Annotated in this window: 5 protein-coding genes; 4 read left to right on the plus strand and 1 reads right to left on the minus strand. The window is 68.1% G+C overall.

The annotated features are described in order from the left end of the window. Positions 1-2 precede the first annotated feature (2 nt). The 4 genes from BRAD285_RS19655 to BRAD285_RS19670 are packed head-to-tail and all read left to right on the plus strand — an operon-like array spanning position 3 to position 11,306. The gene (locus tag BRAD285_RS19655; protein ID WP_006609075.1) at positions 3-1,844 is read left to right on the plus strand and encodes a non-ribosomal peptide synthetase; all 1,842 of its coding nucleotides are present in this window, start codon (positions 3-5) and stop codon (positions 1,842-1,844) included. Positions 1,845-1,846: 2 nt separating this feature from the next. Then, a complete protein-coding gene (locus BRAD285_RS19660) occupies positions 1,847-9,535 on the plus strand; it encodes a non-ribosomal peptide synthetase (protein ID WP_244422001.1) in 7,689 nt (2,562 codons plus the stop codon). Then, a complete protein-coding gene (locus BRAD285_RS19665; RefSeq protein WP_006609077.1) occupies positions 9,532-10,407 on the plus strand; it encodes a class I SAM-dependent methyltransferase in 876 nt (291 codons plus the stop codon). Before BRAD285_RS19660 ends, BRAD285_RS19665 begins: the two co-directional genes overlap by 4 nt. An 11-nt stretch (positions 10,408-10,418) precedes the next feature. After that, a complete protein-coding gene (locus BRAD285_RS19670) occupies positions 10,419-11,306 on the plus strand; it encodes a class I SAM-dependent methyltransferase (RefSeq protein WP_006609078.1) in 888 nt (295 codons plus the stop codon). Here the strand turns inward: BRAD285_RS19670 and BRAD285_RS19675 are convergent. Next, entirely contained in the window at positions 11,294-12,136 is an 843-nt protein-coding gene (locus tag BRAD285_RS19675) for a methionyl-tRNA formyltransferase (protein ID WP_244422003.1), read from the minus strand. The genes BRAD285_RS19670 and BRAD285_RS19675 overlap by 13 nt on opposite strands. Between the last annotated feature and the right edge of the window lie 128 nt (positions 12,137-12,264).

Genomic DNA, 12,264 nt, shown 5'->3' on the forward strand with positions numbered 1-12,264 from the left:
CCATGGACGGGATCATCGCCGGGATCGGCCCGCGCATGATCGTCGACCCCGAGCTGTCGCTGGCCTGGCACGATCACCCTGAGCCGGAGCGCGGCAGCATTAGCGATCTGGTCCGCAGCGCGGCTGCGCGATCCCCTGACGTGCCGGCGCTGATCGGCCCCGCTGGCACGATGACCTATGGCGAATTGATTGCTCGCGCCGATCACATGCGCGCCGCCTTGATCGCCCGCGGAGCACGGCGCGGCGACCTGATCGCCGTGCTGTCAGGCCGTGACCTCGACCTGCCGGCGCTGCTGCTCGGCGTGCTCGATGCCGGCTGCGGCTATGTCCCGATCGCGCCGCATTATCCGCGCGCGTTCACGGAGAGCGTGCTTGCAGCGGCACAGCCATCCCTGATCGTCGTGGCCGCCGGCATGTCACAACAGTTTGGTCCGGAGTGGCAGAATCGCGTCATCATGACCGATGCCATCACGCGCGCAGGGACAGCACCACCGCCAGCCGCCCGCGCCTCGGACACCGCCTATGTGATCTTCACGTCGGGCTCGACCGGTCGACCCAAGGGCGTCGTCGTCCGCCATGAGAACGTCACCCGGCTGATGGTCTCGCCGAGCTACGCCACGATCGACAGCCGCAGCATCGCGCTGGCGCTGTCGCCGCCGAGCTTCGATGCCGCCGTGTTCGATCTCTGGCCGTTCCTCGCCGCGGGCGCGCGCGTGGTGCTGCATCCGGATGCGCCACCGACGCCCGACAGCATCGCCGAGCTGGTGCGCCGCCATGGAGTCACGACGGCTTTCATCACAACCGGCGTGTTCAACCGCACGGCCGAAGATCGTCCCGATGCGCTCGCCGGCGTGGAGGTCCTGACCGGCGGCGAACGCGGCAGCGCCGAGGCCGCCCGGCGGATCCTCGATGCCCGCGCGAGCGCCGTCGTGCATTGCTACGGGCCGACGGAGACGGCCGTGTTCACCACGACCGCAAGATTCACCCCTGCCTCGTCTCCCAGCGAGCCGTTCCCGATCGGCCGGCCTGTTGCAGGAACGGCGTGCTACGTGCTCGATCCCGACCAGCGCCCGGTCGCGTTCGGCACGGAAGGCGAACTCTGGATCGGCGGTGAAGCCGTCGCGACCGGCTATCTCGGCGATGTCCAGCTGACCCGCGAGCGGTTCCGGCCCGATCCCTTCCGCCCGGGCGCGCTGATGTATCGCAGCGGCGACGGTGTCTGCATGCAGCGCGATGGATCGCTGGTCTTCCTCGAACGTCTCGACGAGCAGCTCAAGATCAGGGGTCATCGCGTCGAGCCCGGCGCCATCGCGCGCCACCTCGAAGCGATCGATGACGTGCGCGGTGCGATCGTGCTGGCGGCCGAGTTGTCGCCAGGCGATGTCCGGCTTCATGCGTTCGTGACCACGTCGGCAACTCACGGTCTCACCGAGGCCCAGCTCCGATCGCAGCTGCAGGCCGACCTGCCGGCCGCCATGGTGCCGTCGCGGATCGTGATCGTGCCATCGTTTCCGCTGTCGGCCAACGGCAAGATCGATCGCGAGGCGCTGCTATCGCGCCTGCGGGCGGACGCAAGCAGCGAGATAGCCTTCGATGACCCCAATGAGGCGGCGGTCGCGGCGCTGTTCACCTCGATCCTGAAGCTTGCGCCAGCCGGAGCCGCCGACGACTTCTTCGACCTCGGCGGCGACTCCTTGTTGGCGATGCGCCTGCTCGGACAATTGCGGGCGCAGCTCGGCTGGCACGGGACGTTGCAGGACCTCTATACCGACGCGACAGTGCGCGGCATCGCCCGACGTCTGGCTGATGCGGCGGCCATGCCGTTCGAGGCGGGCGTGTTGTGACCGTGTCCTCGCTTCTCGCCAAGCTCCAGAGCCGCGGCATCGTCCTGTTCCTGGACGGCGAGCAGTTGCGCTTTCACGCCCCCGCGGCCGCGCTGACGGCAGAGCTGCGCCAGGCGATCGCAGCACGCCGGGACGACATCATCGCTCATCTGCGTGATGCGTCGCGCCTCTCGGCTGCCGAGAAGAGGTTGTGGTTCGCCAGCCGGCTTGCGCCCGATGAGGCACCCTACAATGTCTCGGCGGCTTATCGCATAAGGGGGCGTCTCGACGTCGGCGCCCTCGAAGCCGCCTTTGGTGATGTCGTCGCCGCGCATGACGCCTTGCGGACCGGTTTTCATGACGTCGATGGCGAGCCCGTCCGTGTCATTGCCGCAGCCTGCCGATTTCATATCACGCGCCTCGATCGCTCCGAGGTCGCCAACCATGAGCGCGAGTCCGTCGCGCGCGACCTCGCCTCCCGCCTCACGCGACAGCCGATCTCGCTGGATCAGCCACCGCTCATCAAGGCCACTCTGATCCGCTTCGCTGAAGACGATCACGTCCTCGTTCACATGATCCACCACATCGTCACCGACGGCTGGTCGCACGCCGTTTTCTGCCGCGATCTGGCTTCGGCCTATCGCGCGCGCCTGAATGACCAGACGTGGCAATTCCCGCCACGTCCTGTGATGGCTCCCGCTCCGCCAACGGTCAGTCAGACCACACCGGCCCGATTGCCCGACGCAAGCCCCGCACCGGTGCCGCACGACGCGATCCGCCCGAGCGGCCGGCGCTTCGATGGCCACACGCTGGCCGCCCGAGTTCCGTCCCCACTGCACGCGCGCTTACGCGCATTCGCCCGCCAGCACCGGACCAGCGTCGCAACCACGCTGCTGGCGGTGCAGATGCTGCTCGTTGTCCGTCTGTCGGCAAACCCGACGCCGATCATTGCGGTACCGGCCGCGGGCCGCCGCGATGCCGCGCTGGCCGATCAGATCGGCTTCCATGTCGACACCCTGATCGTCACCGCGGATTGCAGCAGCACGCTGCGCTTTGCCGACCTGCTCGGTCAGGTTCATGACAATCTCACGGCTGCGCTCGACGCCCCGTACGATGAAGCGACCAGCGGATCGCCGTTCTCCGCCCTGCTCGCCGATCCCGCGCTCACGAGCTTCGCCTATCAGGCCACGCCCGACACGCCACTCTCGCTGCACGGCCTTGATGTCAGGGTCATCGGCTTCGAGCGCGGCACCACGCGCTTCGATCTCGAACTTCACGTCTGGCCGCTTGCCGGCCACGCCACATCGGCGCTGCTGGAGCCCGCCCCAGACAGTGAGATCAAGCTGACGGACAGCAATGCAGCCGATCAGGACGGCCTGCGGCTGATGCTGACCGCGCGCAGCGACAGCTTTACGCGCGAAGGTGCCGCGCGCTGGCTGCGCCGCTATGTCCATCTGCTCGATGTCTGCCTGGCCGCGCCCGACGCTCACGTTGCGGACCTGCCGCTGGACCCGCCGGCCGATCTGCTGGCCCAGCGGCAGCGACTGGAGCGGCCACGCGCGCTGCCCGGCGGAGAGACCGGTCTCGCTGCCCGCTTCGCCACGATCGCTGTTGCGCAGAGCCAGCGGATCGCCGTTGAAGGCGATGACGGGCGGACGCTGAGTTATGCCGAACTCGACTTCGCCAGCCGCGCCCTCGGTGAACGACTGGCCGCTGCCGGCGTCGCTCTCGGCGACATCGTGGGTGTGGCCATCGAGCGCTCGGTCGATGCCATCGTGATGCTGCTCGCCGTCATCCGCGCCGGCGGCGCCTATCTGCCGCTCGATCCGGCGCTGCCGCGGGCCCGGCTCGAACTGATGCTGCAGCAAGCCGGTGTTCGCCATGTCGTCACTACAGCCAGGCTGCGCGACGTCTTCATTGGAGTTCGCGTCTCTCTCGAGATTGTTGTTGCAGACGAGGCTTCGGCCGGCGTCGCCGGCGCGTCGCTGCCCGCATCGGAGCTGATGGGAGCCGACAGCCCGGCCTATGTCAACTTCACCTCGGGCTCGACCGGCACGCCGAAGGCGATCCTGGTGCCGCAGGGCGCGGTCGCCAATCTGGTGCTCGACACCGACTACGCCGCGCTCATGCGCGAGGATCGTATCGCCCACGCCGCGCCGCTCTCGTTTGATGCAGCGACCTTCGAAATCTGGGGCGCGCTGCTCACTGGTGGCTGTATCGTCCTGGTGGACAAGCACACCTTGCTCGATCCCGAGGCGCTCGCGCGCGACCTGAAGGCACGCGCGATCTCGGTGATGTTCCTGACCACGGCGCTGTTCAATCAGGTTGCTCAGTCGAAGCCTGCTGCGTTCGCGCCGCTGCGCCTCGTGCTGTTCGGCGGCGACGCGGTCAACGCCGATCATGTCCGCAGCGTGCTCGCGGCAGGTCCCTCCAGCCGCCTGCTCCACGTCTACGGGCCGACGGAGACCACGACCTTCGCCACCTTCCATCCGGTCGAGCAGTTCTCTGATCGTGCGGCCACCGTGCCGATCGGACGCCCGTTGCCCGGCGTGATCTGCCGCATCCTCGATGCCGATCTGAAGCCCGTCCCGGCCGGCATGGCCGGCGAGCTTTGCATCGGCGGCAACGGCCTCGCCATCGGTTATCTCGGCGACACCACTGCCACCGACGCTCGTTTCATCACCGCTCCCGATGGCATCAGGCTGTATCGCAGCGGCGATCTCGTGCGGTTCGATCCCGAGGACAACATCGAGTTCGTCGGCCGCCGCGACAACCAGGTCAAGATCCGCGGCCATCGCATCGAGGTCGAGGAAGTCGAGCTGGCGCTTGCGCGCCATCCGGCTGTGACTGACGCTGCCGTCATAGTGTGCGGCGATGACGACCGGAAGTCTCTGGAAGCCTTCGTCACCCTCGACGATGACAGCGCCGAGCCCGCTTCCGTCCGGCGCTGGCTGCGGCAGGTGCTGCCGGACTACATGATCCCATTCCGGATCGCGCAGATCGCGCGCATGCCGGTCAGCGATCACGGCAAGATTGACCGGGCTGCACTGCGTCTCATGAGGTCCGCGACGCCGACGTTCCCATCGGATATGGACGCAGCAAGCGATCTCGAAGCCGATATCATCGCAATCTGGTCGCAGCTCCTCGCCCGCCCGATCGAACGCGACAGCGACTTCTTCGAGCATGGCGGTCACTCGCTACTCGCCACCCGCGTGATCTCGCAGCTGGCGCAACGGCGCCGCCTCGCTGTGCCGTTGCGGCTCGTCTTCGAGCAGCCGACGCCGCGCCTGCTCGCCGCCGCGATCGCGCTGAGCGCTCCAACGGCGCCGAACCGTGAGGTGATCGCCGGCAGGGCCGCACCCGGCGCCGCGGCGCTGTCCTTTGCGCAGCAACGGCTCTGGTTTCTCGAACGTCTCGATCCGGGCACGGCCGGCTACAACGTGCCGATCGCCTACCGGCTCGATGGGCCGCTGGACATCGGCGCACTCCAGCTCGCGCTCGATCACATCATCGCCCGCCACGAGCCGCTGCGCAGCCGGATGCTGGAACGCGACGGGCAGTCCGTGCAGGAGCCGCTGCCGCCGATGCGCTGCCCGTTGCGCCGGATCGATGTCAGTGATCGAACGGAGGCCGGTGAGCAGGCGCGCACGCTGGTTGCCGAGGCGGCGCGCGAGCCTTTCGATCTGTGGCAACCGCCGCTGTTGCGCGCGACGCTCGTCCGGATCGCCCCCGACAGCGCCGTGCTGGCGCTGGTGATGCATCACATCGCCTGCGACGGCTGGTCGCTGACCGTGCTGGCGCGCGAGCTGTCGCTGCTGATGAGCGGCGCTACAGTGCGTCCGCTGCCGCTGCGCTATGCCGATTTCGCGACATGGCAGCGCGACTGGTTCTCCGGCGCTCGCGCGCGCGAGCAGCTCGAAGCCTGGTCGGCCCGCCTTGCCGATTTGCCCGAGCTGCGCCTGCCGCTCGACTATCGCCGTCCCACCAGGCAGTCCTATCGCGGCGGCATCGTGCCGATCACGATTGACGCCCAGACGACGGCGCGTCTGAAGGGGCTCTCGGAGCGCAGCAATGCAACGTCCTTCATGGCGCTGCTCGCGATCTACGGCGCCGTCATCGGCCGAGCCGCTGCGCAGGAGGACTTCGCGGTGGCGAGCCCGATCGCCAATCGCCACCACCACGAGACCGAGAACCTGATCGGCTTCTTCGTCAACACCCTGGCGCTGCGGCTCGACCTGTCGGGCACGCCGTCGCTCGAGGTGCTGATCGCGCGCGTGCGCAATGTCGCGCTGGAGGCCTACCAGCACCAGGACCTGCCGTTCGAGCAGCTGGTGGAACGCTTGCATCCTGATCGCGACCCCGCCCGCAATCCGCTGGTCCAGGTCGCATTCGCGCTGCAGAACGCGACCGACGACCGCCTCGCTCTGCCCGGCATCGAAGCTTCGCCGTTTCCAGTGGACATCCGCACCACGCGGTTCGACATCGAGACTCATTTGTTCGAACGCGACGGTGCCATAGAAGGTCTGCTGGTCTATGCCACCGATCTCTTCACGCCAGCTACGGCAGGTCGTCTCGCCGCGCAGTTCACCACGCTGCTGACGGCCGCGCTGGACGCGCCCGCCACTCCCCTTGCCTCGCTCCTCCTGGCACTGCCGTCTGATCTGCAGACGCAACAGCGGGCGCTGGAGCGGCCGCGCCCGCTTCCGAGCGGCAATGCCGGGCTCGCTACGCGCTTCCAGACGATCGCGACGACGCATGGTCATCGCATCGCCATCGAAGGCGATGACGGCCGGGCGCTGAGCTACGCTGCACTCGACACGGCGAGCCGGGTGCTCGGCGAGCAATTGGTCGCAGCCGGCGTCGAGCTTGGCGACATCGTCGGTATCGCCGCAGATCGCTCGACCGAAACGATCGTCATGCTGCTCGCCATCATTCGCGCCGGCGGCGCCTATCTGCCGCTCGATCCTGCCCTGCCCCAGGCGCGGCTTGCGCTGATGCTGACGCAGGCCGGTGTCCGCCATGTCCTCACCACCGCCGCATCTCGCGACGTGTTCAGGCGGATCAATGAATCGCTCGGCATCGTGATCCCGGGCGACATGGACGAGCGCGCCCGGGCGGCGCTGCCCGCGCCGGATCTGATCCGCGCCGAGAGCCCGGCCTATGTCAACTTCACCTCCGGCTCGACCGGAACGCCGAAGGCGATCCTCGTGCCACAGGGCGCCGTCGCCAATCTCGTTCTCGATACCGACTACGCCGCGCTGACGCCTGACGATCGTATCGCGCAGGCCGCCCCGCTCTCGTTCGACGCCGCCACCTTCGAGATCTGGGGCGCGCTGCTCAATGGCGGCTGCATCGTACTCGTCAACAAGCAGACCCTGCTCGATCCCGATGCGCTCGCGCGATATCTGAAGGCGCGTGCAATGTCGGTCATGTTCCTCACCACGGCGCTGTTCAACCAGGTCGCCCAGCTGAAGCCTGCAGGCTTCGCGTCGCTGCGGCTCGTGTTGTTCGGCGGCGAGGCGGTCAATGCCGAGCATGTCCACAGCGTGCTCGCGGCCGGTCCGCCGGCCCGCCTGCTGCACGTCTATGGACCGACCGAGACCACGACCTTTGCAACGTTCCATTCGATCGCGCAGCTCGCGGAGCACGCCGCCACCGTGCCGATCGGACGGCCGCTGCCGGGCGTGACCTGCCGCATTCTCGACGCCGACCTCAGGCCCGTCCCGGCCGGCATGCCCGGCGAGCTTTGCATCGGCGGCAACGGCCTCGCCATCGGTTATCTCGGCGATACCGACGCGACCGAGGCCCGCTTCGTCACGGCGGCCGACGGCACCAGACTCTACCGCAGCGGCGATCTCGTGCGGCTCGATCCGGACAATAATATCGAGTTCGTCGGGCGGCGCGACAATCAGGTCAAGATCCGCGGTCATCGCATCGAGATCGAGGAGATCGAGCTCGCGCTCGCGCATCATCCCGCGGTCGCCGAGGCCGCCGTCGTCGTTCGGACGGCAGATGACGACAAGTTTGTCGAAGCCTTCGTCACGCTCAAGCCGGACGTTGCAACCGTGCAGCACCAGCAGCATGGCCAGGCGTTCGTGTCCGACTGGCGCGAGTTGTACGAGATCACCTACGCCCCTGCCGCCGATGCGGCGGATGCCGATCTCGCCGGCTGGCACGACAGCTACACCGGCCGGCCGATCGCGGTCGCCGAGATGCGCGAATGGCAGGCCAGGACCACCGAGGCGCTGCTGGCACTGAAGCCACGCCGGGTGCTGGAGATCGGCTGCGGCACCGGGCTGCTGCTGCGTGGCCTCGCCGAGGCGGTCGAATCCTATCACGGCACGGACTTCTCGCCGCCGGCGGTGGCCGGCACTCGCGAACTCGCGCGCCGCAACGGCTGGAGCCATGTGACGATCGAGCAACGTGAGGCCAATGATTTCGCCGGCTTGCCGCAGCAGCATTTCGATCTCGTCATCCTCAATTCCATCGTCCAGTACTTCCCGAGCCGGGACTATCTGCGCCACGTTCTCGATGGCGCGTTCGCCTGCCTCGCGCCATCTGGTCGGATCTATCTCGGCGACATCAGGTCGCTGCCCCTGCAGCGCCTGTTCGCGGTCTCGGTCGAGGCACGGCAGCATGCGCTCGGGGGCCCCGCCATTCTCGCCCGTGCCGCCAATCGCATCCGCTTCGACAAGGAGCTGGTGCTCGATCCTGCCTTCTTCACCCGCATCGCGGCCGAGCATGGCGCGACGGTCCGGCTCGCCGCCAAGCGCGGCATGGCGATCAATGAGCTAACCAAGTACCGCTACGAGGTGGTGATCGAGACTGGCGCCACTCACGCGTCGCCTCCCGCGGTCAGCATGGCCTGGGCGACGCTCGATGCCGCCGACCCGGTCACCGCGATGATCGCTGCCGCGCATAAGCATGGATCGCTCTGCATCACCGGTGTGCCCGACGGTCGCCTGACGGACGATCTTGAGCTGCTTGCCTCCATCGATCCCGATGCGGCGCCGCCGGCGCCAGCCCCGCATCCCGAGCAGCTCGCGCAGGCCGCAGCCGCCGCCGGCTTCGCGGTGGACTTTGCGCTGTCGGAGCGCGCCGGCGACAGCGTGTTCGACGTGCTGCTGTATCCGCAAGGCGGCCCTCGTCCAGCCTCGCCCCTGGAGGTCTTGCGGACGACGAGGCCATGGGACGAGCTGTCCAACGATCCGCTGCAGACCGCGCTTGGCCGCAGCATCGGACCCGAGTTGAAGCTGCATCTCGGCCAGCTGCTGCCCGAGTACATGATCCCCGCCCAGATCGCGGTGATCGAGCGGATGCCGCTCGCCCGCACCGGCAAGATCGACCGTCGCGCGCTGCCGCCGATCGCAGCCGCACCTGAGATGAATGAGGCGGCCGCTCCCGCCGGCGACGCCGAGCATGCGGTCCATGCGGTCTGGCAGGAGCTGCTGCAGCGCGAGCGCATCGACCGGACCACGAACTTCTTCGATGCCGGCGGCCACTCACTGCTGCTGGTGCGCCTGCTCCATCGCATCAACAGCCATTTCGGCCGCGAGCTTGCGCTGATCGACCTGTTCCGCGCCACCACCATCGCCGATCAGGCCAGGCTCGCGACCGAGGACAAGGCCGCCATGACCGAGACACCGGACGTCGACGACCGCGCCGAGCGCCGCCGCCATGCCCTCCTCGACCGCCGGCGGAGCCTCCGATGAACTCGCACGATCCCATCCCGTCTCCCGGTCTTGGCGACCGCCTCGGGGTTGCACCGGCGCAGCTCAAGTCGCGCGTCATCGATTTCTACAACGGCCTGAATACCTATCTCTCCGACAGCAGCCTCGATGGTTATGTGCAGTTCTTGAACTGGGGCTACCTGCCAGTCGAGGGCCGGCCCGACGATTGGAGCGGCAGTCTGCCAGCCGCGATGCTCGATCGCCATGCGGTGCGGCTGGTGCTGGAACTGCTCGGGCCGCTTGGCGTCCATGGTCTGGATGTGCTCGACGTCGGCTGCGGCCGCGGCGGCACGCTGGCGACGCTCGCCGCGCGCTTTTCGCCGCGCAGCCTCACGGGTGTCGATCTCAACCCGACGAGCATCGCCCATTGCCGCCACGCTCAGGCCGATCCGCGCCTGCGCTTCTTCCAGGGCGACGCCGAGGACCTCGCGTTTGGTGACGGCAGCTTCGATCTCGTCACCAACATCGAATCTTCCAACGCTTATCCGGACATCGACCGCTTCTACCGCGAGGTCAATCGCGTGCTGCGGATTGGCGGCCATTTCGCCTATACCGACCTGCTGCAGCCGGCGCAGTTCGCGCATGCGCGCGATTTCCTCACCGCCAACGGCTTCGTCATTGCAGCCGATCGCGACATCACCGCCAACGTACTGGCCGCGCGGCGCGAGGCGGCGCAGGTGCAGCTGCGGGCCTTCAATGCGGAGGAGACCGGCGCGGCCGACCCGACGCGCGCCGCCCTAATGAGCTACTTCCTCGCGCCGGAAGGCTCCGAGTTCTTTGACAGCATCGAGGATGGCCGCTTCGAATATCGCATCCTGCGCCTGCGCAAGGTCGCCGACTGCATCGAGCTGTAGCGAGACCGCCCATGTCCGACCACGACACTTACGACCTGCCCGACAAGGCGACTGCGCCCGAGGCCTTCAAGTCGCGCATCCAGCGCTTCTACGGCTATTGGAACCGGCGCGTCGACGGGCTGCCGTTCGGCGAGGTCAGCCTGTTCATGAACTGGGGCTATCTGCCGTCGGGCCAGGACGAGGCGCGCCTGCTGCCCACGCCCAATGCCGTCAACGCCAGCTCGGTGCGGCTGATCCTCGAACTGGTCGGCGACACCGATCTCGCCGGCCGCGACGTGCTCGATATCGGCTGCGGCCGCGGCGGCACCGTACACACGCTGCTGAACTACTTCCAGCCGCGCGGGGTCACCGGCATCGACCTCACGCCGGAGAACATCGCTTTCTGCCGCCGCGCGGTCGATGCCCCGCGCAGCCGCTTCCTGGAGGGCGACGCCGAGCAGCTGCCGTTCGCCGACCAGAGTTTCGATGTCGTGACCAATGTCGAGAGCTCTCACTGCTATCCGCATATCGCGCGGTTCTATGCCGAGGTGGCGCGGGTGCTGCGGCCGGGCGGCACGTTCCTCTACACCGACGTGTTCGACCGCGACGACGTGATGGCGCGGCGTGCCGAGATGGGGGCCTGCGGGCTCGACGTGCTCGGCGACCGCGACATCACGCCGAACGTGATGCTGGCGCGCGCCGCGGAAGGCGACGCGCAGCTCGCAGGCTTCGGCGCCGGAGCGCCCGCAGAAGAAGACGTCACCGCGCAATCCGATGCCCGCGTCCTCGACCTCATCATGGCCCGCCCCGGCTCGGAGATGCAGGTTGCGATGACCGAAGGCCGCCTCTCCTACCGCATCCTGCGCGCACGCAAGCGCGAGAGGCTGTCGAGCCGACTGCGCGGCCCTCATCGCGGCTGATCATCGGTCAGCTCCACGCCTGTCAGCTCGACCAACCGCAGCGCCGGCGGACGCTCATACGACGTGATGCGGACGAGCCCATCCGCGGCCGCCACCAACAGCTCATCGTCGCCGGCCGCGATCACCTGTCCGGCCGCCGCGCGTTCAGCGGCGACATCACTGGCCTCCGCGCGCCAGATCAGCAGCGGCTCATTGTGGCCGGCGACGAAGCTGCGTGCGGGTTTGAACGGACTCAGCGCGCGCACCCGCCGCAGCACGGGTTCACGCGGCTCGGTCCAGCGCAGCACGTCATCATCCGGCTTCAGCTTTCCGAAATAACGCCGCGGCCCCGTCCCCGGTGCACCGCGCTCACCGGACAGCACAGCCAGCACCGCCTCGCGATAGAAGCCGACGGCCCCCTCGCGTAACCGCTCCTCGACGACGTCGCGATACGGCTCGTCATCGATCGCGATGCGGCGGGTGCGGATGATCGGGCCATCGTCGAAGGCGGCGCTCATCAGATGGGCCGTCTGAGTGATCGCCGGCCAGCCCTCAACGATGGCCGCGAACACCGGCTCGAGCCCGCGTGCGCCCGGGATCTCGCCGGGATGCAGATTGAGAACGCCGAGCCGCGGCAATGCCAGCACGTCCTGCGAAAAGCGCTCGGGATGGCCCCAATTCACGTAGAGGTCGGCCCGCAGCAGCCGCAGCCGCTCGATCGTATGCGGGTCATTGATCGACGGTCCGACATCGCACACCGGCCACCCGCGCGCAGCCGCGCGCCGTTCGACTCCGCGTCCGAGCCCGCCGCGCGGCGGCACGATCGCGCAGATGTCGCAGCCGTCGGCCATGAGAACATCGGCAAGTTCGAAGCTTGGCATTGAACTGCCGAGAATGGCGATCCGCGTTGCGGCCACTGCGTCACTGCCCCCAAATGCCGACCATTCCAACTCCTCAGTCCTGTCTTCCCTGCTCTCCT

The organism is Bradyrhizobium sp. ORS 285 (assembly GCF_900176205.1).
GTDB lineage: Bacteria > Pseudomonadota > Alphaproteobacteria > Rhizobiales > Xanthobacteraceae > Bradyrhizobium.